This window comes from Rhizobium sp. BK316 (genome assembly GCF_014193695.1).
GTDB lineage: Bacteria > Pseudomonadota > Alphaproteobacteria > Rhizobiales > Rhizobiaceae > Rhizobium.
Genome location: NZ_JACHZR010000001.1, coordinates 188345 through 213427, shown reverse-complemented (window position 1 = coordinate 213427; position 25083 = coordinate 188345). Strand labels below are relative to the sequence as shown.

The 25083-nt window shown below is 59.5% G+C and carries 19 protein-coding genes; 11 read left to right on the top strand and 8 right to left on the bottom strand.

Annotation, left to right across the window (positions count from 1 at the left end; all coding sequences use genetic code 11):
• Nucleotides 1–149: 149 nt before the first annotated feature.
• The 4 genes from FHT87_RS00860 to FHT87_RS00845 form a co-directional block, all read right to left on the bottom strand.
• Nucleotides 150–1280 (bottom strand): glycosyltransferase, encoded by a 1131-nt coding sequence (locus FHT87_RS00860; protein WP_183798714.1) that lies wholly within the window; start codon nt 1278–1280, stop codon nt 150–152.
• Between the two features lie 139 nt (nt 1281–1419).
• A complete protein-coding gene (locus FHT87_RS31480; RefSeq protein ID WP_183798711.1) occupies nt 1420–2700 on the bottom strand; it encodes an ATP-binding protein in 1281 nt (426 codons plus the stop codon).
• A gap of 350 nt (nt 2701–3050) precedes the next feature.
• Nucleotides 3051–3422 (bottom strand): hypothetical protein, encoded by a 372-nt coding sequence (locus tag FHT87_RS00850; protein ID WP_183733822.1) that lies wholly within the window; start codon nt 3420–3422, stop codon nt 3051–3053.
• A 31-nt stretch (nt 3423–3453) separates the two neighbouring features.
• The gene (locus FHT87_RS00845) at nt 3454–6279 is read right to left on the bottom strand and encodes a glycosyltransferase family 39 protein (protein WP_183798707.1); all 2826 of its coding nucleotides are present in this window, start codon (nt 6277–6279) and stop codon (nt 3454–3456) included.
• 96 nt (nt 6280–6375) lie between these two features.
• On the opposite strand from FHT87_RS00845, the gene FHT87_RS00840 reads away from it, so the two are divergent.
• The 4 genes from FHT87_RS00840 (at nt 6376) to FHT87_RS00825 (ending at nt 11079) form a co-directional block, all read left to right on the top strand.
• On the top strand, nt 6376–7419 hold the full coding sequence (locus FHT87_RS00840) for a MipA/OmpV family protein (RefSeq protein ID WP_246699545.1): 1044 nt from the start codon (nt 6376–6378) through the stop codon (nt 7417–7419).
• A 289-nt stretch (nt 7420–7708) separates the two neighbouring features.
• Nucleotides 7709–8455, top strand: a complete 747-nt coding sequence (locus FHT87_RS00835) for a response regulator transcription factor (RefSeq protein ID WP_183798704.1) — start codon at nt 7709–7711, stop codon at nt 8453–8455.
• Nucleotides 8456–8989: 534 nt separating this feature from the next.
• Complete coding sequence (locus FHT87_RS00830) at nt 8990–10159, top strand: patatin-like phospholipase family protein (protein WP_348649342.1); 1170 nt, start codon at nt 8990–8992, stop codon at nt 10157–10159.
• 38 nt (nt 10160–10197) lie between these two features.
• The gene (locus tag FHT87_RS00825) at nt 10198–11079 is read left to right on the top strand and encodes a DUF3313 domain-containing protein (protein WP_183798702.1); all 882 of its coding nucleotides are present in this window, start codon (nt 10198–10200) and stop codon (nt 11077–11079) included.
• A gap of 548 nt (nt 11080–11627) precedes the next feature.
• Here FHT87_RS00825 and FHT87_RS00820 read toward each other — a convergent pair.
• Together FHT87_RS00820 and FHT87_RS00815 are read right to left on the bottom strand one after the other, a co-directional pair.
• Nucleotides 11628–14765 carry an efflux RND transporter permease subunit gene (locus tag FHT87_RS00820; RefSeq protein WP_183798700.1) on the bottom strand — a complete coding sequence of 1046 codons (3138 nt, stop codon included), beginning with the start codon at nt 14763–14765 and terminating at the stop codon, nt 11628–11630.
• Entirely contained in the window at nt 14762–15835 is a 1074-nt protein-coding gene (locus tag FHT87_RS00815) for an efflux RND transporter periplasmic adaptor subunit (RefSeq protein ID WP_183798697.1), read from the bottom strand. Before FHT87_RS00815 ends, FHT87_RS00820 begins: the two co-directional genes overlap by 4 nt.
• Nucleotides 15836–16028: 193 nt before the next feature.
• Between FHT87_RS00815 and FHT87_RS00810 the strand changes: the two genes are divergently transcribed.
• The gene (locus tag FHT87_RS00810) at nt 16029–16439 is read left to right on the top strand and encodes a S41 family peptidase (RefSeq protein ID WP_183800955.1); all 411 of its coding nucleotides are present in this window, start codon (nt 16029–16031) and stop codon (nt 16437–16439) included.
• Between the two features lie 514 nt (nt 16440–16953).
• Here FHT87_RS00810 and FHT87_RS00805 read toward each other — a convergent pair.
• Complete coding sequence (locus FHT87_RS00805) at nt 16954–17340, bottom strand: hypothetical protein (protein WP_183798694.1); 387 nt, start codon at nt 17338–17340, stop codon at nt 16954–16956.
• Between the two features lie 128 nt (nt 17341–17468).
• Nucleotides 17469–18494: a substrate-binding domain-containing protein gene (locus tag FHT87_RS00800; RefSeq protein WP_183798691.1), complete on the bottom strand. Its 1026-nt coding sequence runs from the start codon at nt 18492–18494 to the stop codon at nt 17469–17471.
• Between the two features lie 300 nt (nt 18495–18794).
• Between FHT87_RS00800 and FHT87_RS00795 the strand changes: the two genes are divergently transcribed.
• From FHT87_RS00795 to FHT87_RS00770, 6 genes are all read left to right on the top strand, one after another.
• Nucleotides 18795–20060: an ABC transporter substrate-binding protein gene (locus FHT87_RS00795; protein WP_183798688.1), complete on the top strand. Its 1266-nt coding sequence runs from the start codon at nt 18795–18797 to the stop codon at nt 20058–20060.
• Between the two features lie 84 nt (nt 20061–20144).
• The gene (locus FHT87_RS00790) at nt 20145–21131 is read left to right on the top strand and encodes a sugar ABC transporter permease (protein ID WP_183798685.1); all 987 of its coding nucleotides are present in this window, start codon (nt 20145–20147) and stop codon (nt 21129–21131) included.
• Entirely contained in the window at nt 21131–21961 is an 831-nt protein-coding gene (locus tag FHT87_RS00785) for a carbohydrate ABC transporter permease (RefSeq protein ID WP_183733851.1), read from the top strand. The genes FHT87_RS00790 and FHT87_RS00785 overlap by 1 nt, the downstream gene beginning before the upstream one ends.
• Before the next feature lie 12 nt (nt 21962–21973).
• Complete coding sequence (locus FHT87_RS00780; RefSeq protein ID WP_183798682.1) at nt 21974–23002, top strand: ABC transporter ATP-binding protein; 1029 nt, start codon at nt 21974–21976, stop codon at nt 23000–23002.
• A 76-nt stretch (nt 23003–23078) separates the two neighbouring features.
• Nucleotides 23079–23864, top strand: coding sequence for a ThuA domain-containing protein (locus FHT87_RS00775; protein ID WP_183798679.1), 786 nt, complete (start codon nt 23079–23081; stop codon nt 23862–23864).
• 11 nt (nt 23865–23875) lie between these two features.
• The gene (locus FHT87_RS00770; protein WP_183798676.1) at nt 23876–25006 is read left to right on the top strand and encodes a Gfo/Idh/MocA family oxidoreductase; all 1131 of its coding nucleotides are present in this window, start codon (nt 23876–23878) and stop codon (nt 25004–25006) included.
• The last annotated feature ends 77 nt before the right edge of the window (nt 25007–25083 follow it).

Below are 25083 nucleotides of genomic sequence, written 5' to 3'. Positions count from 1 at the left end.
CATGCTTGGTGCGGTAGTCATAGGCCTCGACGGAAGACATGCAGGGCATCGCCCTTTCTCACGGCGAAGGGATCGGCGAGAAAGCGCCTCGGCCGGCGCCGGCACGATGCCGACCTGCCAGAAATCACTCTTGGCTTCAGACGCATGGATCAACCGCGGAGGATCGATATTGCTGGCGGCGTGCGCAGTGCTTCCTGTGCGACCTCGGAATAGAAATGCAGAACGTTGCCAACGCCCGCCAATCGAGAGAAGGGACGCATGTCGTAGGTCACGCGCACCGAAGCGGTCACGTCGTCGGCCCGAAACCAGTCAGCCAAGGCCTCGGACAGGCTCTGGACGGAACCCGGATCGACGAATCTCACCGGATGCTCGCGCAGATATTCTGCCGGCCCCTCCGTCGCCGTGGTGATGATGGGCAGCCCCTCGTTCATGGCTTCGAGGATGGCAAGCCCTGCCGATTCCTCACGGGATGGGGAAACGAAGAGATCCAGATTGCGCAAAAAACCTGCGACATTGTCAGAATATCCGAGAAGGTGAATCCTTTTATCGCCTCTTGCGAGTTTCTGCAGGGCAGCATGTTGCGGCCCCTTGCCGACGATGACAAGAGCCGCGTCTTTGGGTGCCGTCTGCAGAAAGGCCGATATCAGAATGTCATTTCCCTTGCTGGGATGAAGACGTCCGACGGCTCCAACGAGCCTGGTCACAGGTGGCAGGTTCAACTGACGCCGCAGGTCGAGAGGGCGGTCCGCGCCGCGCTCCGGTAGCCAGTTCGAAATGACGGCCGACCGCCCGGCATAGACGCCGAGGCGCGACGTCTGGGCTCGGTTGACGCAGATTACGCCGTCGAGATGCGCATGCTGTTTGGCCTTGAACCCGACATGCAGGGTCGCAACCCTGGTTACTGTATCCGAAACCGTCGCAAGCGCTTTGCACCCTGAACTGAGATGTGCATGAGCGACTTCGATTTTCGAGCTCGCTATAAGACGCCGCAGCCGCAGACGGCGCAAGAACGGCGTTTTCAAGCGATGGAAAATGACCCGATCGGAGACGAGCGCAGCCATGTCGGGGCCGCGTGCCGCGAGGTGAACTTCGTGCCCGAGAGCGGCCTGCCCATTGGCGAGATCGATGCAATATCTTTCCGACCCTGCGATTTCCGAAGCGAAAAGCACATGCAATATTCGTAGTTTCGTCGAAACACCCGTGCGATCAGCCGCAGCATCGTCGCCTTTGAAAAGCAGCGGATGCCGGGTGTCCTCGAAGTTCAAGTTTTTGCCGCTCATGACCATGTTCCCAATGACACAGGAAAAGTACGGCCGATGAGAATGAAAGTATGTGAAGTATTGTTTAGAGTTGTTTCGGGTCGCGTGCGTGAGAAGTTAGCAAGCGTTAAATTTGAACCTCGTTGGGCGCGCCCCTCAATTAAGAAGCAGCGTTGATCAAATCCGGAGAAGGCAGCTTAATCTCGACGATCAAGCCATGCGGCGCGGCATTCTCGAGCGTAAGTGTCCCGAAATGGCTTTGAACAATGTCTTGAACGATCGACAATCCCAAACCGAACCCGCCATCGTTGCGCGCACTATCAAGCTTGTAGAAGGGCTCCAATACGTCGGCTCGGAATTCAGGAGGAATTCCCGGCCCATCGTCCGTGACGCTGATGCTGACGGCTCGATCAGGTTTAACGTGAAGCTCCACATTCACATGTCGAGCAAACTTCGTTCCGTTGTCGATGAGATTTGCAACGGCGCGCTTCAGGGCATGGGGTTTGCAGGGATATGCAAAACGATCGGGTCCGCGATATGTCACCGAGTGCCCCATGTCCGCAAAATCGTTGCAAGCCGTGACAATAAGGCTCGGCAGGTCCGCTCGGAGCTGATTTTCCTTCGATATGTCTTTCCTGAGATAGACTAGGGTCTCCTCGACCATGAGCGTCAGGGCGTCGATATCGGCCAGCAAGGCTGCCCGCAGCGGGGGCTCACCCGAGCGCTCCGCCCTGAGACGCAGGCGCGTGAGCGGCGTCCTGAGGTCGTGACTGATCGCCCGCAGCATGCGCGTGCGCGCTTCGATCATTGCGCGGACGCGGCTGCGCATGTCGTTTAACGACTTTGCGAGCGTGCGGACTTCCGGAGGGCCGATCTCGTCGAAGGGACGCTCCGGGCCTTTGTCTGGATCAAGGTCTCGGGCCGCCTGCGAAAACCGTTGGAGGGGCAATGCGATCATCCGGCCTCCGTAAAGCGACAACAGAATGACGGGTACGAACATTGCCATCGTTGCGAGCAGATCGCTGATCTCCCGATCGGTGATGCGCGAGTCGGGCACCGCGGATGGGAGCGCGAAGGAAAGCGCATAGTCGCGATCGATCCCCACGATCAACTCCTGCTCCAGGTTGCTCGTGGCTGATTGCGGGCGAAGTTTGACGTCGATGGCCGGCGAGAGATTGTTCTCGATCTCCGAGCGAAAGCTTCCTATGTCGTCCGGCGGTTCAGCACCGCGTAATCCCGTTGCCGATACTTCTTCAGCCTGAAGCCCGGCCCTCGCTGCAGCAGCAAGGATTGTCGCCTTCTGTTCTGGCGTCTGTGCCGACCGCGTCATGTCCACCACGAACTCGATTCGCATGGCGACGGCACGCGCTTGCGACACGCTTTCTGGTTCCTTGATCGTTAGATGCTCGCTGATGATGCCCAGGATGGCAAAAAGCGCCACCGGACCGACAGCAAGCAAAGCAACCTGCCTCTGAATGGAATCTGCGAAAAATCGCGCCAGCCTCATCACACGTCCTCATACCCGCTTAGCAAACCACCGGTCGGCTGACCGGCTTTTTCATCTCGCCATGCGCGGATGAGTCGTTCCGTGGGCAGGCAACTGAGCCAATGCAATTATCTGTAGCAATTGCGCCGAGATGTCAGTTGGAAAGATGTTTTTATTTGTTAACGCCATTTTCCGTGCGGCTGTTCGAGCACCGATCGAGCACGTCGGCGAGAGTTGTACCTATGCCTTTTGCATCCTGCCTCGTCCGCAGCGTTCGATCAGATTGCGCAGCAGGACGGCGGCACTTAGTTGACGAACGGCGCGCCATAGCGGGATGCGCCTGACGGATACTTGTTGTTGTCTCGGACCCGTTCGAGAAAAGCCTGTCTGTCGAACAGGGCCGACTGTTCACCTGCCGACGCGTCGTGGTTCGGCAAAACGAAGGCCTGGATGTTGACGACGGGAATATTGGCGAGCCCTCGAACTTCTCCGATCTTCGATGTGACCGTGACGACGACGCAGCAAGCCAGAAGTTCCAGTGCAAGCTCCAGTTCAGTTATATTCCCGACGCTTCTGACGTCGAAGCCGCCGCTGCGCAAAACTTCGCTGGCAAGGTACAAGCCCCGGTGATCCGGAATATAGACAAGAACTGGATGGAAGGCGCTTTCGCTGGACATGAATCGTTTCCTTTCGGTTGAACCTCCCTTCTTAAGCTATGGGTTTCTTTTCAAAAGTGGGTTTCGTTATATTAAGTTTTGTGTCCAGGAATGCTTTTTGTTGCCATATCTCGCGACGAGGAGTGGGCGCTTTCTCTTCCGGATCTCTTCGCGCGATTGCCGGTGTCGATGAGGAAGCGACTCTTGCTTTAGCGAAGGCATTAGGCGGGCCATCGCCCGACCTGCGGAAGCCGTAGCCTACCCTGTAAAAAAACTCACCTGCGGCGGCCCGATCCTTATAAACAACGCGCCGTTCCACCGGACCGATGTTCTCGAACCATGCGGCCAGGCCATCGGAAGAGAGGCTGTCATCCTTCAGGCCGTACATGATCACGACCCTGCCCTCTGGTGAGCTTCCGGATTGCCAGAGCTCGAACATCAGGCCAGCGTCCCCGAAGAGGTTTCGACTGGTGATGTCGTCCAATAGCATTCGGCCCTTGCTGTAAAAGCCAAGTTCGCTGGCCACATTGTACTTGTCCATTCCGACAAGGAGCGGCGCGGCCCCTGTTTCGGCAGCAACCTTTGTCTTGATCTCTTCGGCAGCAGAGACGAACTCTTCCCAGGCAATCGGCATCCCCCGCAAGCCGTTGGAATATCCGACAAACGGAAGGCCGAGCGCGAGATAGTGGAGCAGGAGCGAAAAGAACAGGATACTGCCAATAGTGGACACCTTCACGGCTGTCACGACGCGGGACATTGTGCCGGATTTCAGGGCGGTTTCGGTAATATTGGCCATGATCGGAAACAGGGCCAGCCAGGCCGGCCCGGTCCAGTTCAGCTTGACCGCATGAAACAGGCTGAAGAAAGTGAAGACGGCAAGCGGCACCAGGGTGAAGACGGCAAGGAATGCGTCCTGGCCGCGCAAATTGCTTCTGTCGGAAAGCCGCGCCCTCCAGCCCGTTGCAGCAGCAGCCAGAAGCAGGCCGGCGGGTCCCAGCAACATTGCAATGAACATCAGAAGGGTGGGGGTCGAAAAGACAATATCGTCCGATAGCCACCGACGGCTCCCCTGGAATTGGAACGACGCCCAGTCGTGAGTGGCATTCCAGGCGATGACGGGCGAGAATAACAGCGTCGCCGAAATGACGCAGAGATATGGCCAGCTCGTTGAAAGCCATCGCCGAGACTGCGGATGAAGGATTAAGAAGACGAGGGTCGCCGGCCCAAGAAGAGCAATCGTATATTTCGACAACATCCCGAGGCCGATGCAGATGCCTGCGCCGAGCCAGGCTTTTGGACGATTTGCGAGAATTGCCTGCTGTAAAAAATACAGCGCTCCCGCCCATGCAGCGGTCAACGGAGCGTCAGGGGTCGTCAGCGTGCCAGTGGCGAAGAAAAATGGAAGCACTGCCAACAACAGCAGCGCCAGAAAGGCGGACATGCGGCCAAAGACTTCGCTTGTGAAGCGGAACATGAAATATGCGGTTGCAAGCCAGCACAGGCTCGCGCCGATCCGAACACCGAACTCGGTGTCGCCGAAAACTGTCGTTCCAAGCCATATCAACCAGGCGACCATTGGCGGATGATCGAGATAACCCCAGTCCAAATGTTGAGCGTAGGTCCAGTAGTAAGCTTCCTGCGGCATGAGATCGATGGCCCCCTGGTAGAGCAGCCGCAGAACAGCGACATAGGCGGCGAGACCAATAGCCGCCAACTTCCATCGACTTATTATCGGGAGCAGGTCGTTGCCGCGAAAGGCATAAAGATCGTTGCCGATGTAGCTGACGATGCCGCCGCCGATGATGCCCGCCGCCAGGACCACGGGCATCGGAAGACCAAGTTCCGATGCTGCCGAGATGAAACCGCCGCGCATTGTCAGCGCCAGGATCGAAACGATCGCAAAACGCGCCAATTGCCCCCTGTCCTTCCGGCGGTCGCTGAAGGAGTAGCGGGCATGTCCGATATAATTGCAGGCTGATGCGACGCAGAAGCCCCAGATGTGCGCAACCATGATGTTTGCGCCAAGTGCCTGTGCAAAGGACACGATCAGAAAGTCCAGCATGAAGCCCGCCATGCCGACCAGCAAGAAGCGCTTGAACGTGCCGGAGAACGTCGTGCCTCGGGAATATTCCAGCAACTGTCCGAGATAGGCGAGCAACTGGCTGCTTCCGATTTTCGATTTACCCGACTGCCGCTCGAAGAACGATATTGGCACCTCGCAAACGCGGAACCCAGGACCGCCTGCAAACAGCGCCGCCAGTCCGATCTTGAACCCCTTGGTGTGAGCGCCGGCAGCCAGGAGGAAGGACCGGCGAATGGCGAAAAAGCCGGATAGCGGATCTTTGACATCGGTGAAGGGAGAGGCAAAGGCCGCGCCGAGGCGCGAAAGCACGCGGCGATGCAAGGGCCAACCGACCGTGACACCACCGTCCACATAGCGGCTGCCGATGGCCATGTCATAGCGACCGGACGCAACGCGGTCGACCAGTTCCTTGATCGAAGGAACCGGATGGCTTCCGTCAGCGTCGATCACGACGACAACAGGATATTTGGTCCGCGCCGATGCCGATAAGACATCTTCAGCCAAACCACCGGCCCCTTCGTTTCGCATAAGCACAACAGGATGCTGTGATCCCCATCGCTCGACCTTTTCGCATGTTCCGTCGCTCGAGCCGCCGTCCGCCACGATAATCTCAAATTCAAAGTGGCTGCGAAGATTGGCGACGATTTCGCCGATCACGCGGTCGACGTTTTCCGCCTCGTTCAAGGTGGGAAGGATGATCGAAACCGATGGATGGGGGCCAACTCGGTACGGTCCCGAGGGCGCCGGCGTTTCGACCGCCTCGCCCTCCGGCAATGGCTTCACATGCGACAACATGAATCTCTCCAGGCTATTTTTCTCGGCGCGATCGGGGAACCCCGGCGGCACGACGGCCTGGAAGTAGCGGTTCGGAGGATGGAGCAGTTTTAAGTGATGTTAACGCCTGCTGCGATTTGTTGCCGGACGGCGGGCGACCTGCGGGAGCGGACCGCCGATACGCGAAGCGTTTCGAGCCCTGCTTCAGCCGAAACATCTCTTAACAAGACAAAATTCATTCCAAAGCCGTTTTCACGCACCTTCCGCGCGGTCGCAGCGCGACGTGGCAAACAAACATCCCAGGAGCGAACGTTGTCTTTTATGATTAGAAATACCGGCTTGGTCATAGTGTCGGCGTTGGCTATGCCCCTGGCAACGAGCAATATGGCTGAAGCCGCGGATGCCGATGCCTATAGTGCCGGTGAGCCGATGGCACCGGGTTCGGATGGCGAGCGCCCGAGCGGCTGGCGCGGCAAATTTCACGATTGGGACGTCGTCGTCGGTGCCGGAGCCATATACGGCCCGAAATTCGAGGGATCGAAAGACTTCAAGGTCATGCCGGTCCCTTTCATCTCGGCGACGTTCTTCAATGATTATGTTCACCTCGGCCCGGGCGGGGTGTCAGTCGATCTCTACAAGGTGGAGAATTTCAAGGTCAGCGCCAGAGGTGGCATTGAGTTCGGGCGAGACGAAGATGACAGCAGTCATCTGGAGGGACTTGGCGATATCGACGACGCCGGCGTCGTCGGAGCCGCCATCTCCTATGAGCTTGGACCAATCGAACTGAGCGCGGGTATCGACAAGATCATCGGCGGCAGCGACGGTCTCACCGGCAAGTTCGGTGCGGAATACTCGCATTTTGCCGGGCGGTTCATCTTCTCCGCCGGCGCCTCGGCCACCTGGGCTGACGGCAAGTACATGAGATCCTACTTTGGCGTCACTCCGCTGCAGTCAGCAAGATCCGGCCTTGACGAGTTTGACGCTGGGGCCGGCTTCAAGCGCGTCGACCTCAGCGCCTCCGTCACCTATATGGCGTCCGAGCACTGGTTTATTCGCGGCCAGGCCGAACTCGGGATTTTAACCGGCGACGCCAGGAAAAGCCCGGTAAGCCAGAAAGATATCCAGCCTTCCATGATGATGTTCGTCGGTTACAAGTTTTAGCAGCGTTACCGAACCAGATCGTGCGGGGACGTGGAGGAAGGTCGGCTACCGAGATAGTCAACGTCATGTTAGGGTCGCAGTCGGAATTGGCTCGGTCGCGCTCAGGCGTGAACGGCGCCAACCTCCCAGGCGGCCAACAGGCTGTGTCTTGCTTCGCTTCGACTATCGCCGAGCCACGACACTTTCGGCAACGCCCCGCATGTCCGTGAAAACATGGAAACCAGATGCATACGACTTTGCTGATAAACGTGATCCGAAGCGAACGCTCTCTTGAATTCAGGCGCCGATAATGAACAGTACCGCAATCAACGCTTCCACCCACGCCCCAACGCGCATCCTCATTGTCGAGGACGATCGCGATATTGCAAGCATGTTGATCGACCTGATGAAGGAGGCGGGCTACGCCGCCGAAGCGGTCGGATCGGCAATGGAAATGGATCGGGTCCTGAAAAAGAAGGAATTCCAGGTCATCGTTCTCGACGGCATGCTGCCTGGCGAGGACGGCTTCAGTATCTGCCGGCGGATCAGATCGTCGAGCACGGTCCCGATTTTGATGCTGACGGCCTTGACGAAGGAAATCGACAGGGTCATCGGCCTGGAATTGGGGGCCGACGACTATGTCACCAAACCATTCAACTCGAGAGAACTCCTTGCAAGGATAAAGGCGCTCCTGAGGCGGTCGTCATACGCGCTGCAGGTAAAGCCGGTACAGGAGGCAATGACGTTTGCAGGCTGGCGCATCGACCCGGTCACACGGGAATTGACCGACAGTGAAGGTGTGCACGTGTCACTGACGACGGCGGAGTTCGACGTGCTGTTGGTGTTCTGTCAGAACCCGCGGCAGGTTATGAATCGCCAGGAAATTCTTGCCCGCACCCACGCCGGTTCCGCCGGCCCGGTCGAGCGCAGCATCGATGTGCATGTCAGCCGCGTGCGCCAAAAGATCGAGCCCGACTATAAGGACCCGACCTTCATCAAGACCGTGCGGCTCGGCGGCTATATATTCACCCCCGAGGTTGCGATAGCGCAGGACTGACTGCCCTTCCCTCCCACGGAACGCGACCGGGATTTCGTGAAGCAGACTGAGAACGCGCTGCATTCTGAAGCAGAATTTCGAATTCTTCGACAGACACGCCGTCGGCGCGCAGCAATTGTCCTATCAACGGGTCGTTCAACACATCGGCGATTGTCATCTCAACATGGGGCATGATCGTCTCCTGCTGACTTGTTCTCCTCATCGATAGGCGCTGCAGGGAGCGCACGCATGTCGAACCCGCGGCAAAAGCAAGGCGTTTGTTCAAGATTTGTTGCTAGGGACCGGGCGAGGATTCCGCATGTCCGCCGCGGCCTTGGAGCGGACGGCCGGACACTCTACGGAGCGTGACACCCTCGATCCGCCTGTGTCGGATTCGGTCGCGCAACAACTCTTAACAACACGTAATCCAAGGCAATCCGGAATCCGGATTAATGCCGTCAGGTGCGATCCGAAAGGATGTCTGCGGGACGACGCTCCACGGCCGGTGGCGATTCACTAGCAACCTGCTCCGTGGCTGAACACAGGGCGACAAACTTGATTCGACTGATGGCCATCTTCGTGCTGGTCCTTCTGGCCGGCTGCATGGCGCCGGATCGGGTTGCCTACAGCCCGACCGCCGCGGCAAACGCCAGTATCGCTGGCTTTGGCGACATCCGGACCTATGCCGACACGACCGGGCAGGTGTCCGATGCACGTGTCTGGCTGAGCGTCCCGAGGCACAAGGACGTCAACTATCTGGTGCTGTCGGGTGGAGGCGCTGGAGGCGCGTTCAGCGTCGGGGCGCTGAAGGCCTGGTCGGACAAGGGTGACCGGCCGCAATTCGATATCGTCAGCGGCGTCAGCACGGGTGCGCTGATTGCGCCCCTGGCCTTCCTCGGCCCTGCCTATGACGACACGCTCATCAATCTTTATACCAGCGGCATCGCCAAGGAACTGGTCGACGCGGATTTCCTCCCGAAAGGCCTGCTGGGCGCAAGCCTCCTGAAACAGCAGCCACTGCGCCGCATGGTCGAGCGGCATCTCACCGACGAAATCCTGGAGAAAATCGCAGCCGAGCACCGCAAGGGTCGCCGCCTGCTCATCCTGACCTCGAATCTTGATTCCCAAAGAGCCGTAATCTGGAACATGGGTGCCATCGCCGCCAGCGGCCGGCCCGATGCACTGAAGCTTTTCCAGGATGTCATCATCGCCTCGGCGAGCATTCCCGGCATTTTTCCGGCAGTGCTCATCAAGGTCAAGGCCAACGGCCAGGAGTTCGAGGAGATGCACTCCGACGGGGGTTCGTCCTCGCAGATCCTGACGATCCCGGAAGGGTGGATGGCCAGTCCGCAGCAGAATGCGTGGTCAACGGGCCTGAAGCTGAACATGTACGTCATCGTCAACAACGCGCTCATGCCGGAGTTTTCGACGACAACGAACAACACCCTGGCGGTCATGGCGAGGGCAAGTTCGGCCCTCATCAAATCCCAGACGCGCAGCGCCCTGGTTGCCACCTATGTCTACGCCCACAAAAACGGCATTCGCTTCCGCGTCGCCGCGATCGACACGCAACTCCCCTACAAGATGACCGACCCGTTCAACACCAATTACATGCGCGCCGTCTTCAACCTCGGCTACGCGAGGATGGCGAACGGCAGTCTTTGGAAAGACAAGCCGATCTTCACCGATCTGGCAGCTGTCCTTCCCCCTCAGCCGACGCAATGACCTCGCCCGCCCTTCCCCATGAACCACAGGAGAACGAAATGTCAAATTCCCGTATCGGCCCGGCACGCGCTCGCGCCCTATGCAGTCCGGCCGCTTCGGCCCTCTTTTCCTGCCTTTTGCTGTCGACCGTCGCGGGTTGCGCCGCCGTACCTCTCGAAGAGGCAAACACGCTGACCTCCTATAGCGGTCTGACGTCGAACAACGGAAAATTCACGAAGGCAAAATTCAAGGTCGATCCAGGCGACCTCGTCGTCAACAAGACGGTCTACATAGAGCCGACACAGATTTCGCCGAACGCTGCACCTTCCATCAAGAAGCCGTCCGACTCCGCGCTCGTCGCCAACGTGATCAGCCGCGCCCTCTGCATTGGCGTCAGCGATCGCTTCCAGGTCGTCGACCAGAGGGAGAACGCCGATATCGTCATCCACGCGACCGTCACCCGCATTGTCCCGACCAACGCCACCGTGGCCGGCCTGTCGACGGCGACCTCGCTCGGGGCGTCGCTCGTCTCTCCCGTTCCGGTTCCACGACTTCCAATGGGCCTCGGTGGCCTTGCGGTTGAGGCCGAAGCGACGACGAGGGACGGCAAGCAGGTGGGCGCCATGGTGTGGTCCAAGGGTGCGAACGCCATCACCACGGGCGCTCGTGCCTCCCAGATCGGAGACGCCTACTCGCTGGCATCGAGCTTCGGCGGCGATTTCTCTAAAATGCTTGTCACCGGAAAGACGCCGTACAAGGGTCTGCCCAGGATCCCGTCGGGACAGAAGATCAAGTCCAGCCTTGGCGGGAAACCGAAATATGCGGCCTGCGAGCGGTTCGGCCGGTCACCCGGCGTGAAAGACTTCGCGGCCTCGCAAATCGGATTGCCGCCGTCCTGGACCGACAAACAGCCTGCCGTTGTGGGCCAATGGACACCGTGAGCCTGGTCGACGAAAACTCCTGCTGGTCTCTCGTGCCGATTTATCGGCTCGGATCGCCGATCGACACACCCGGCACCCGATGCAACACACGGCCGCATTTCATACTCGTCTGATCTGTCACCGCCGACATCCTTGATGTCGGCGGATTTCGTCGTGCCCGGAACAGAAGCGATCAGTTCCGGCGCATGACCCCACTACCCGCAACGGTACCGGATGTATGTTCGGCACGGGCAGATACAAAAAGAGATTGAGATGTCGATCATCAACGTCGCGCGATGGCGTCTGGCCCGGCATTTGTCTGGACCGGATTTCTTTGCACACAGACAATCCTCATTGCCGCGGTGCGACATCGCTCGTCTAGGCCCGTGAAAGGTACAGATCGTTCGATGGAGCCGAGCATGGAGGCTCCGGACTTGGCCGATTTAGTTGCCTATGAGCGCGCCGGCGACCTTTTTAAGCCGACGCGACCGGTGCGATCCCTGGCGGGCCGCCGCCATCAACTCATCCTCGGCAGCGGCGATCGGCCCGTTTCCATCTTTCACGCAGCTTCATTCCGCCGCGCGCATTATGTTGCTCCGGTCCTCCGGATCGACCCCACTTGCTGTCCGTTTGGCATCTGTCGGCAAATCCCCGCGCTGTCCCGTCCCGGTAGATCGCTTGAGAAACTGGAGAAAGTCATCGACGAAAGTGAACATGACAGGGATGACCACGAGGCTGAGAACGGTTGAGGTCATCAGGCCGCCGATGACGATGATTGCCATCGGCTGACGAAAGCTCGCATCGCCGCCGCTCAGGCTGAACGCCACGGGCAGCATGCCGCCTGCCATGGCGATCGTCGTCATGACGATCGGGCGGGCGCGTTTGTGGCATGCGTCGACAAGGGCATCGAAGCGCGAGAAACCTGCGCGCCTTGACATGATCGCGTATTCGACCAGCAGGATCGAGTTCTTCGTCACGACGCCCATCAGCATGAGCAGGCCGATGACCACCGGCATCGAGAAGGCGGTGCCGGTCAGCACGAGCGGCAGAAGAGCCCCGCCAAGCGACAAGGGAAGCGCCATAAGGATCGTCAGCGGCTGAAGGAAGTCATGGAAAAGCAGGACCAGGACTGCATAGATGCAGAACACGCCGATCGCCATGGCAATGCCAAAACTGTCGAAGAGTTCGGAGCTTCGCTCCAGTTCGCCCTGCTCGATGAGCTTTACGCCTTCGGGAAGGTTGCGGAGCGCCGGCAACCCCTCAGCCTCGCGATAAACATCGCTAAGGATGCGACCATTGAGCTCGACCGAGAGCGTGACGTTGCGGGATCGATCGACCCGGCTGATCTGCGATGGGGTGCCACCGATCCGGATGTCGGCAACCGAGCCGAGATCGACACTGCCCCTGCTGCCGGCAATGCGAAGATTGGCGATGTCGTCGAGCGTTGTCCGGTTGCTCGGATCAAACTGTACCCTGATGGCGAGCTGGCGTTGCGGCAAGTTGAGCTTGGGAAGGAATGAGGAATAATCGCCGCTTGTTGCCACGCGGACCGCCTCGGAGATCGACTCTGCGGTAATCCCGAGGGCAGCAGCTCGATCGAGATCTGGAACGATCTGTATCTCCGGCGCCTGGAGCGAGGCGCTGGATGTCACGGCGCCAATGCCCGGCAAGGTTCGCAACTGTTCTTCGAGGGCGCTTGCCGCCTTGTCGAGAGCGTCGGAATCGTCGCTCGCGAGTGTGATTGCGAGTGTCGTGCCATTGCCGCCCGTGCCGACCGCAATCCTCGCGCCGGGCAGAACGGCAAGCGCCTGTCTGATTTCGCTTTCGATGGTTCCCTGGCTCTGCTTTCGCTCGTCGACCCTTCTCAGAGTGACGGTCAGGGATGCGGTCGCCGTGTCGAGCGTCGTGGACGATTCCAGAAGATCGCTCGAAGAGACGCTTCCGACCGCGGTAAAGACATGCGTCACGTCCGGCATGCCGGAGACGATATCGGCGGCGCGGCGCGCGGTCGCATCCGTCTGCTCGATCGTTGTGCCGGGTTGCAGCGTAACGGTCACCTGCGTCTGTGCATCATCCGAGGCCGGCAGGAAGCCGGAACTCAGCAGGGGAATTGTCGCCAGTGAGAGGCCGAGGAAAAGCAGCACGCCGACCGTGGTCAGCTTGCGGCGACGCAGGCAGGTTTTGACGAAGGCCATGTAGGTGCGCATGATGCGGCCATCCCTGGCCTCGACCGGATGTGCTTTCATCACGTAGGCCGCCATCATCGGCGTCAAAAGGCGCGCGACGACCAGCGAGGCAAGCACTGCGACGGCTGCCGTCACGCCGAACTGCCGGAAAATCAGACCCGGAATGCCGCCCATGAAAGCCGTCGGCAGGAATACCGCGACGAGCGTCAACGTCGTGGCAATGACGGCAAGGCCGATCTCGTCTGCTGCCTCGAGCGCAGCCTCCTTTGCCGATTTGCCCATCTTCAGGTGGCGCGCGATGTTCTCGATCTCAACGATCGCATCGTCGACGAGGATGCCCACCACCAGAGAAAGCGCAAGCAGCGTGATGGTGTTGAGGCTGAAATCTGCCAGATACATGACAAGGAACGTCGGAATGACGGACAGCGGCAGCGCCACTGCAGACAGAAGGGTCGCGCGCCAGTCGCGCAGGAAGAACCAAATCACGACGACTGCGAGAATCGCACCCTCGTAGAGCATGTGCATGGAGACGTCGTAATTTTCAATGATCGGCCCGACGGTGCTGTAGGCCTCGACGATCTCGACATCGGGATTGCCCTTGGCGAAGTCCTTCATTGCCGTCGCGATGGCCGCGGCGACGGCCGTGTCGGAAAAGCCGTTCGAGCGTTTGACCTGGACCGCAATCACGGGTTCGCCGTCCAGATAGGCGATGGACGAGCGGTCGGCGAAGCTGTCCGTCACCGTGCCGATTTCGTCAAGGCGCATCAAGGCGCCGCCAGGAAGCGGAATTGCGAGCGCCTTCAGCTTCTCGATCGAGGAAACCGCGCCGAGTGTCCGGATCGCTTGTTTGCTTCCTCCGATATCCCCTCGTCCGCCTGACGTGTCGGATTGCACGGATCTCAGCCTTGACGAAATGGTCGCGGCGCTGATGTTGAGCGAACCCATCAGTTGCGGGTCGAGATCGATATGGACCTCACGGTCGACGCCGCCGACACGGCTGACATTGCCGACGCCCGGAACGGCAAGCAAGGCCTTTGTCAAATCGTTGTCGACGAACCAGGAAAGCTCCGTCCGGTCGAGTCGTGTCGATCGCACCGCGTAGGCGGCGAGCGTTGACCCTTGAACCGTCTCCCGCATCACGCTCGGCGCCTGCATGGCCTGAGGAAGATCTCCGCTCGCGCTGTCGACGGCGTTGCGCACTTCATTGAGCGCTTCCTCCCCATCCTTTCCAAGCTGAAACGATACGTTGATGGCGACGGTGCCGTCCGTGATCGTGGTCGCGACGTGATCGAGGAGGTTGAGCGAGGCTAATTTGTCCTCGATCTTGCGAGCGACTTCCGTTTCAAGTTGGGCGGGTGCTGCCCCCTCGAGGGTAGCGTTGATCCGGATCGTCGGGAGATCCATGTCCGGAAAATTCTGAACCCCAAGTCGAGCAAAGGCGATGAGACCACCGACGGTCAGGAGGATGAACAGAAGGATAGAGGGGACCGGATTGCGAATTGACCAGGCGGAGAAGTTCACCGCGCTGCTCCTTCCAGGCGTACGAGCGCCCCGTCCGAAAGGAAGGCACCGCCCGCCGTCACGACTTCAGCCGAGCGGTCCAGGCCGGAGGCAATCTCCACCTCGCCTTCATTGCGACGACCGGTCTCGACGCGGATGCGCGTAGCGCGCTGCGCTCCATCGACGGTAAAGACGTAGCTGAGGCCATCGCGTACGACGATGGCGGCCTCGGGTACCGTGAGGGCGGGCTCTATCCCGAGCTTGATCTGCCCGGTCGCATAAAGACCTATGGGCGGATGCGCCTCGGCCGGTAGAGAAATATAGATGAGCGCCCGGCCAGTATCGGTGCTGACGGTTGGCGCGACGAGCCGAACCGTTCCCTCTATCTGCTGGCGTCCCGCAACGAAAATCGTCGCAGACAACCCTTCCTTGATGAGCGGCCTGTAACGCGCCGAAACCTCGGCCTGCCACTCGACGCGCTGCTGGCGCACAAGGCGGAACAGTTCCGTGCCGGACGCGACGACGGCGCCGAGCTGCGCGGAGCGAGAGGTGATGAGACCATCGTCGACGGCCACTATAGTGGTCTGGGAGAGCTTGATCCGCTGGCTCTCCAGTAAAGCCTCTGCGGACTCGACGCCGGCGATGGCAGTCTGCTCGATGCTCAGATACTCGGTGATCTTCTCATCCGAAAGGGCGCCGCTTCCCTTCATCCTTCGGGCGCGCTCGGCATTGGTTTCGGCCTTGACAAGATCGGCCTTCGCCGTCGCGAGCGCGGCCTCCTCCTTTCGCAGATCAGCGCGGACAGTGTCGTCGGCAAGTCGCGCAAGCGGCTGGTCCTTCGTCACCACAGAGCCGACATCGACCATGACATCAGTGATACGCAGGCCGCCGACTTCCGCGGCGCTGATCGCCTCATGCCAGGGTTTCAGCCAGCCGCTGGCAGGCACCGTTTCCGGCCACTCTCGCTCGGTAGGCCTCGCGACGGCAACCGTGAGGGCTGCGGCATCGTTCGCTTGCCCAAACGCCGTCCCTTCCTGGCAGGCAAGGAACGCGCCGACGACAGGACCAAGAATTAGAGAGACACGTCGCATCAGAGCGGAATTCCTTTCGTGATCTTCAGTCAGCCGGCGTGGAAAGCAGCGGTTGCGTCCGGGATGGCGAGCGGGCTGGTAGCGCATCAGGTCGCGACCTCGTGTGCTCTTCTGAGCCGGGGTCATTCCGAATGGGATGTAGCGGATCGGTATCGCGATGCGGTCAAAGATCGGCAAAGTTCGATTAAGTTAAATTAACTGGCGAAGATCCCGAGCCGTATCCGGTGCCCTCCAGGACCATCGCCGGGCAACAATCGTCGGCACGCGATCGTTCGGCAAGGGTGTTGTTCAGACAGTCGTTCCACTCGATGACAACGCCGCCATGAGCCTTACAACGTCGCGCGTCTACACACCGTCGGGCCGCTCGATCCAGGCCTTGGGGATCGCGCCGGATATCGAGGTCGTGCAGAGCATTCCGGCGGCATTGCGCGGCACGGAAACGGTTGCCGGCGAAGCCGGGCTCGAGCGGCATCTGCCAGGCGAACAAGGCGAAGCCACCGTCAAGTCGTCCGTCTATGTTCCCGCCAGTCGAACCGAGGACGATCAACTCCGATATGCGGTGAAGCTCGTTCTGGGAGATGTGCACCAAGAGGCGCTCCCGTGAAGGCAATATGCCGGCCATTCATTGCCGCGACATGCTCACTGAAAACAAGGTTTCAACGTCGGCCCATCGTGAACGAGCCCGCTACATGAGAAAGGAACATCTCATATCCCCCGTGCGCTTGTTGGGCGACTTCCCTCCTCACGGATCCTTCATCGTGTCGCTTGTGCCCCGAGGGATTTGCGAGCTGTAACCGGCCCGGCCGGCAACCAACAAAACTCAACATTTTTTAAAACCCAGAAATCCGCATTCATGATCTTCTGCTGACAAATGAAGACGACCGGTGTGCGGCTTGATACCGAGCCCGCCCACGCAAGGGTTGCGCAACGTCCGCATAGCGGGCAGTCGTCGCAGGTCGAAAGGATGTTTTGCGACGCAATATATCGGGCGAACTCCCCCGATTTCGCTCGATATGAGCTGGCCGGGCTGTAAACCCCAAGCCCGGCCAGTTGCTTCGAGCCTCGAAACCGCGAATACGGATATTTCGCGCGAGGCGTGGAGCCGCACGATTGAACCCTCAATACGACCCGATGCTTCGCAGAATGATAGGCTGTGACGCAAAAAAATCGCCGAAAGCGACGATTGCGATATAAAACCACTGGAGCAGCAAAAGCGTCTCGGCCAGATGGGACAGCAGATAGTCCGTCATGGCAGGCCGCCTTTTATCGGTGCGCGAGCGCCTGCGGTGGCGCCCGATGGTGGCGAGGCACGATGGAATCCACAACGACGCCAAAACCATGTAATGGGCATAGCTCGCCCTGGCGACGCTCAGCACAAGGGCAGCTATCGAGAATCCGATGATCTCTCTCAAAATGAGCTTGACGTAGGATTGTGCTCCCGAGGCGTTGCTCGCCTTCGCCCCGTTCGATATCCGCGGTGTTCGCCGCGCGAGTTTGCCAGTCATGTTCATCCTTCCGATGGATGAAGCAAGTACGCCACAAACCGGCGTCAAGATGGATGAACTAATGTTAAGAGATGTCGCCGTCGCTCCTGTTGGAAGCCAATCTCGGAAGTTCTACAAACGTCTGTTGCTCACGTCTGGAGCGCCCGCACCGGCCCGGTGGACTCGCGCAGGATAAGCTCGACCGGCCAAAGCTCGTGAATTTCCAGCGGCGAACGCCCGGCCAAAAGCTGCAGCACGAGATCGGCGCACCGCGTGCCTGCGGCACGCATCGACGAGCGGGTCGCCGACAGCGACGGGACCATGTTATCGGCCGTCAAATAGGGAAAGACGTCATCGTGAGCGATAACCGAGACGTCGCTGCCAATCTGAAGCCCGAGCGAACGCGCGGCCCGGTAAATGCCGAGCGCCGTCATCATGGACCCGGCGACAAACGCGGTTGGCGGCTTCGGTTGTTCGAGAAATGACCGTGCAAAACGGAAGCCGAGCTCGTCGGTGAAATTGCCGTTGGCGATCAGTTGCGGATCGACCTCCATTCCATAGCTCTGCAGCGCACTGCGATAGCCAATGTCGCGATGCAGCGCATAGGTCGCTCCTTGGCGGCCATTGATCATCGCAATCCTCGTATGACCGAGATCGATCAGATGTGAGGTCGCACGGCGCACAGCCCCTTCATTATCGATATCGAGCCAAGGGTGCGGCACCTCGATGTCGGAACGGCCATGAACGAGAAACGGCATTCCCAACTCATGCAGCAGAGCGATGCGCTGGTCATTGGGCCGAGGCGAATGCACAATGATTGCATCAACCCGCTGGCTTTCCGCCAACCGCCTGTAAAGTTGCATCTCAGCATCGTATTCGGGATCAGCCATCGGAATGACCAGAATGTCAGTGTCTTCCGTAACAAGACGCTCCGCCATGCCGGCCATGAATTCCGCGAAATGGAACTCGCCGGCGCGCCCCATGACGACGCCGATGGCGCCCACCCGGCCGGTTTTCAGCCTGACCGCATTGACGTTCGGTCGATAGCCCAACCGCACCGCCTCCTGGACGACGCGGGCGCGCGTTACCTCGCTTACCTCGGGATAGCCACTAAGCGCACGGCTGACGGTCGTTGGAGACAGTCCAAGTTGTTTTGCGAACTCTTTGAGTTTCATTGACCGAAATGACTTTCATCGCCTGCGCTGCCGGGCATCTATACCATCGGCTCCGCAAATTCCACATTCTATGCCGTCGATTATATTTTCTCAAATCGATTTCAATTTCCTTGATCGCAGAAATGAATATCGGCGCGATTTGGAAAATCATGCCATTCGGGTTTCGCGTTGATTTTAAATGATATTCTTCATTTATAAACAAGCGAAGGTCGTAAATTAGAACCTCCCTTGACATGATATCGACCTTCTGACAGTTTTTCATAACCAAATCGATTTCAATTTGGTCTTTGGGAGGAGAAAATGAAGTTTCGTTTCACGGTGGCCGCCGTCGCGGCCGCGCTTATTGGCGCGTCAGTACCGTCCTATGCCGCCGAGATCAGCATTTCAGCGAGCTCTACCGGCAAGAACCTCGATCTGTTCCGCAAGCAGCTCGATGCCTTCGAAAAGGCCACCGGCAATACGGTCAAGATCGTCACCATGCCGCCTTCGTCCACGGAACAGTTCTCGCAATATCGGCTCTGGCTCGCGGCCGGCAACACGGATGTCGATGTCTACCAGACGGACGTTATCTGGGCTCCGCAGCTGGCGGACCAGTTCGTCGATCTCAAGGATGCCACCAAGGACGTCGTCGGCGACTTCTTCCCGGCGATCGTCGGATCGCAGACCGTGAACGGCCGCCTGGTCGCAATGCCGCTTTATACGGATGCGCCGGCCCTCTTCTACCGCAAGGATCTGCTTGAGAAATATGGCAAGCAGCCGCCGAAGACCTGGGACGAGATGGAGGCCACCGCCAAGGAAATCCAGGAGAAGGAACGCGCCGCCGGCCAGAAGGATCTGTGGGGTTACGTCTTCCAGGGCAATGCCTATGAAGGCCTGACCTGCGATGCGCTTGAATGGGTCAAGTCGTCGGGCGGCGGCCAGATCATCGAGACCGACGGTACGATTTCAATCAATAACGAGAAGGCTGCGGCCGCGCTCAATCGCGCCAAGGGCTGGATCGGCACGATTTCACCGAGCGGCGTGCTCGCCTATCAGGAAGAGGAATCCCGCGGTGTCTGGCAAACCGGCAACGCCGTTTTCATGCGTAACTGGCCCTACGCCTATGCGCTGGGCAACGGCGCCGACAGCCCGGTCAAAGGCAAGTTCGACGTAACGACGCTTCCCGTTGCCGCAGAAGGCGACAAGCCCTCGTCGACGCTCGGCGGCTGGAATCTCGCCGTCTCGAAATATTCGAAGAACCCGGATGCGGCGATCGAACTCGTCAAGTTCCTGACGTCGAAGGAAAGCCAGAAGCAACGCGCCATCGAGCTTTCCAACCTGCCGACCTTGTCGGCGCTTTACGACGACAAGGACATTGCTGCTGCGCAGCCGTTCATGCCGAATTGGAAGCCGATCTTCGAAAACGCGGTGCCGCGTCCGTCGGCTGTTGCCAAGGTCAAGTACAATGAGGTTTCCGCCAAGTTCTGGACAGCCGTGCACAACACGCTGTCCGGCAGCGGCACCGCCGAAGAGAACCTCGAGCTTCTCGAAGCCGATCTGACGACCCTGCAAGGCAGCGGCTGGTAACAAATCGAGGCGGCAGCGTCGGATATCCCGTCGCTGCCGCTTCCGACAGCGCCGTCGTCGATTGTCTCATGAAGCGGATATTCCATGAGTGAAGTTGCAGTCTCCCAAAATCTGAGCACGGGCGCGCGCGCAAAGGCGATCTCTTCGGATCTGCGCTCGGAACGCATCCGGTCTGCCTGGATCTTCCTGGCTCCGACCCTGCTGATCCTGGCCATCGTTGCCGGCTGGCCGCTGTTCCGCACCATCTATTTCAGCTTCACCAATGCGTCGCTGACGAACCTCGGCGATGCCCAGTTCGTCGGCTTCGACAACTATCTTTCCTGGGTCACCCTGAAGAGCGGCCGCACGATCTATAGAGGACTGCTGGCCGATCCCGCTTGGTGGGGCGCGGTCTGGAACACGGCAAAATTCACGCTGTTGTCGGTGACGATCGAAACCGCGCTCGGCCTCATCGTCGCTCTTGTGCTGAACGCGCAGTTCGTTGGCCGCGGCATCGTGCGCGCCGCCATCCTTATTCCCTGGGCGATCCCGACCATCGTTTCGGCCAAGATGTGGGCCTGGATGCTCAACGACCAGTTCGGCATCCTCAACGACATGCTTCTCGGCCTGGGGCTCATCAGCCAGAAGATCGCGTGGACCGCTGATCCTCAGACAGCGATGATCGCCGTTCTGATCGTCGACGTCTGGAAGACGACGCCGTTTATGGCACTGCTTATCCTCGCTGCCCTGCAGATGGTTCCGGCCGACATCTACGAGGCTGCCAAGATCGACGGGATCAACCCCGTCAGGGTATTCTGGCGGCTGACCCTGCCGCTGATACGCCCGGCGATCATGGTCGCAGTGATTTTTCGCATGCTCGATGCCATGCGCATTTTCGATCTGATCTATGTGCTGACGCCGAACAACGCCCAGACCAAGACCATGTCGGTCATGGCGCGCGAGAACCTCTTCGATTTCGACAAGTTCGCCTATGGCGCAACCGCCTCCACCGTTCTCTTTCTCATCATCGCGTCGGTCACCGTGCTCTACATATGGCTCGGCCGCGTCAGACTCGGGGGGCGCGAACACTGATGCTGCTTACAGCCACCAAGAATACCCTGTTCTATCTGCTGGTCGCCGTCATCGTCGTCATCGCGGTCTTCCCGTTCTATTATGCGATTCTGACAAGCTTCAAAGCTGGCACCGCCCTCTTCGAGGTCACCTACTGGCCGACCTCGATCTCGCTCGAAAACTATACCGGCGTGTTGACGACAGGCAGCTTCATCCGCAGCCTCGGCAATTCCCTGCTCATTGCCTGCCTCGTGGTCGCTGCCTCGCTGCTGCTCGCCGTGACCGCATCCTACGCGCTTGCCCGTGTGCATTTCCGGGGTCGGGCGCTTTTGATGCTGACCATCCTGTCCGTGTCGATGTTTCCGCAGATCGCGGTGCTGGCGGGGCTTTTCGAACTCATCCGCTGGATCGGCATCTTCAACACGCCCTTCGCGCTGATCTTCTCCTATATGATCTTCACGCTGCCCTTCACGGTCTGGGTGCTGACCACATTCATGCGCGATCTGCCGATCGAGATCGAGGAGGCGGCCATCGTCGATGGCGCCTCCCCCTGGGTGATCATTACCCAGGTATTCATGCCGCTGATGTGGCCCGCCCTCGTCACCACCGGTCTGCTCGCCTTCATCACGGCCTGGAATGAATTTCTGTTCGCCCTGACGTTCACCTCGTCGGACGCGCAACGGACGGTGCCGGTGGCGATCGCTCTGCTTTCGGGCGGCAGTCAGTTCGAAATCCCCTGGGGCAATATCATGGCGGCATCGGTCATCGTCACCGTGCCCGTCGTCATCCTTGTCCTTATTTTTCAACGCCGGATCATTTCCGGGCTGACGGCCGGCGGCGTCAAAGGCTGAGGAAAGCGAGATATGGCACAGATTAGACTCGATAATGTCCGCAAGAGCTTCGGCGCATTCGAAGTCATCAAGGGCGTCAGCATGGACATCCGCAAGGGGGAGTTCATGGTCTTCGTCGGCCCGTCCGGTTGCGGCAAGTCCACCTTGCTTCGACTGATCTCGGGACTGGAGGACATAACGTCAGGCACGCTTTCCTTCGATGGTCAGCCGGTCAATCGTCTTTCCCCATCGAAGCGCGGCATCGCGATGGTCTTCCAGTCCTACGCGCTCTATCCGCATATGACGGTCTACGAAAACATGGCCTTCGGCATGAAACTCTCCGGCCGGACCAGGGAAGAATGCAAGGCGCGCGTCGAACAGGCAGCCGGCATGCTGCAGCTCTCGCCCTATCTGGAGCGCCTGCCGCGCCAGCTTTCGGGCGGCCAACGCCAGCGCGTCGCGATCGGCCGCGCCATCGTTCGCGACCCGAAGGTCTTCCTGTTCGACGAACCATTGTCGAACCTCGATGCCGCGCTGCGCGTCGCCACAAGGTTGGAGATCGCCAAGCTTCATCGCGGCATGCATGACACCACGATGATCTATGTCACCCACGATCAGGTCGAGGCGATGACCCTTGCCGACCGCATCTGCGTCCTTCGCGACGGCGTCGTCGAACAAGTCGGAACTCCGATCGAACTCTACGAGACCCCGAACTCGATTTTCGTCGCCGGCTTCATCGGCTCGCCGAAGATGAATTTCCTCTCCGGACCGTTCGCGGCTCCCTACAATGCCCACACGATAGGGATTCGGGCCGAACATATCGAGTTTCGAGATCAGGATCCTGCCTGGACAGGCACCGTCATCCACTCGGAAATCCTCGGCTCGGACAGCTTCGTCTATCTCGACATCGGCGCGGCCGAACCGCTTACCGTTCGAGAGACCGGCGTATCGAGCCACCAGCCCGGCCAGCAACTGGGTGTATCGCCGCTCGGCGATCGCATTCACCGTTTCGACCAATCCGGACGCGCGCTCGAAAGGCTCGCTTTCAAGGGCGCTGCCTGAACAACCCATCAAACAAACAGGATCTGACCGCCTCCCATCGGTTCCGGTCCGCTACTTGCTGTGAAGGAGCAGAAACTTGTCTATTCGCACCATCGTCTGGGGTGAGAACATCCACGAGACAACCAATGAGATCGTCCGGGGCATCTACCCCGAAGGCATGCACACGACGATCGCCAAGGCACTGAACACCGATCCGGCGATTTCGGCGACGACCGCCACGCTGCAGGAGCCCGAGCATGGGTTGAGCGAAGCACGCCTCGCCGAGACCGATGTCCTGACCTGGTGGGGCCATAAGGATCATGGCGCCGTTTCCGACGTCGTCGTCGAGCGTGTCGCCAAGCGGGTGTGGGAAGGCATGGGCCTGCTGGTGCTGCATTCCGGCCATTTCTCGAAGATCTTCAAGCGGCTGATGGGCACGCCCTGCGCGCTCAAGTGGCGCGAAGCGGGTGAGCGCGAGCGTCTGTGGACGATCAACCAGCGCCATCCGATCGCAGCCGGCATCGGCGAGCATTTCGAGCTTGAGAACGAGGAGATGTATGGCGAGCAATTCTCGGTGCCGGAGCCACTGGAAACGGTGTTCATCTCCTGGTTCCAGGGCGGCGAAGTCTTCCGCTCGGGCCTGACCTGGCGCCGCGGTGCCGGCAATATCTTCTATTTCCGCCCCGGCCACGAGACCTATCCGACCTATCACGATGCGAATGTGCAGAAGGTGCTGATCAACGGGGTGAAGTGGGCCTATAACCCCGAGGGTGCATTGAAAACCATCACCGATGCTCCGAATGTGCCGGTAGAAAAGGCACTGGAGCCGATCGTCGAACGCGGCCCGAGACTGCATCAGGCCGGCGAAGCCGGTTACCGCTGAGGAGCATAGAAATGCGTCTACTCGTTCTTGGTACGGGCATGATGGCCAAGAGCCAAGTTGCCGGCTTCCTCGCGATCGATGGTGTCGAAGTGGTCGGCGCCGTCGATACGGACCGGACTCGGCTTGATGAATTCGCCGATCATTTCAACATCGAAAAACGCTTCAGCACGCTCGACGAGGCGATCGCCTGGGGGAGATTCGATGCTGCCACAAACGTCACGCCCGACCGCGTTCACCACGCGACGAGCCTTGCGCTGATCGCGGCCGGCAAGCATGTCTTTTGCGAAAAACCGCTGGCGGAAAACTATGCGCATGCCCTGGAGATGACGGAAGCTGCGGAAGCGGCTGGCGTCATCAACATGGTCAACCTCACCTATCGCAATGTCGCACCGCTGCAGCGCGCCCGTGAGATGGTACTCGCCGGCGAACTGGGGACGATCAAGCATGTGGAAGCCTCCTACCTGCAGAGCTGGCTGGTGTCGCGCGCCTGGGGCGACTGGCGCACGGAGTCGCGCTGGCTATGGCGCTTGTCCACCGGTCATGGCTCGAACGGCGTGCTCGGGGACGTTGGTATCCATATCCTCGATTTCGCCGCCTATGGCGCTGCGACCGATATCGACCACGTCTTTGCGCGGCTCAAGACCTTCAACAAAGCGCCGGGCGGCCAGATCGGCGAATATATGCTCGATGCGAATGACAGCTTCACCATGTCGGTCGATTTCGCCAATGGCGCGCTCGGCGTCATCCATGCCAGCCGCTGGGCGACCGGGCATCTGAACGAGCTGAAGCTGCGCATCTATGGCGAGAAAGGCAGCCTCGAAGTCATCCACCGTCCCAGCGGCTCGGATCTTCGCGGCTGCCTCGGTGACGACATTGAAAGCGCCACCTGGCGTGATATCGAAGTGCCTGCAGTGCTGACCAATTATCAGCGCTTTGCCGAAGCGGTCAGGAGCGGCAAGCAGGACGATCCCACCTTCCGCCATGCCGCCAACCTGCAGAAGGTCATCGACCTCGCGATCGTGTCGGAGAAAGAACGTCGGGAGTTCAATCTGCTGGCCGCTGACACCCCAGAGAGCACGGTCGGCCAGGAGTCGGAAAGCAAGGGCGACAACCAGGGACCGGCATTGGCACTCGTCGTCTGACGGCTTGGAAAAATATCGAAGGCCCGATTAATCGGGCCTTCCTTGAACCGACAGAGCGCGCGCTGCCTACTGCACAA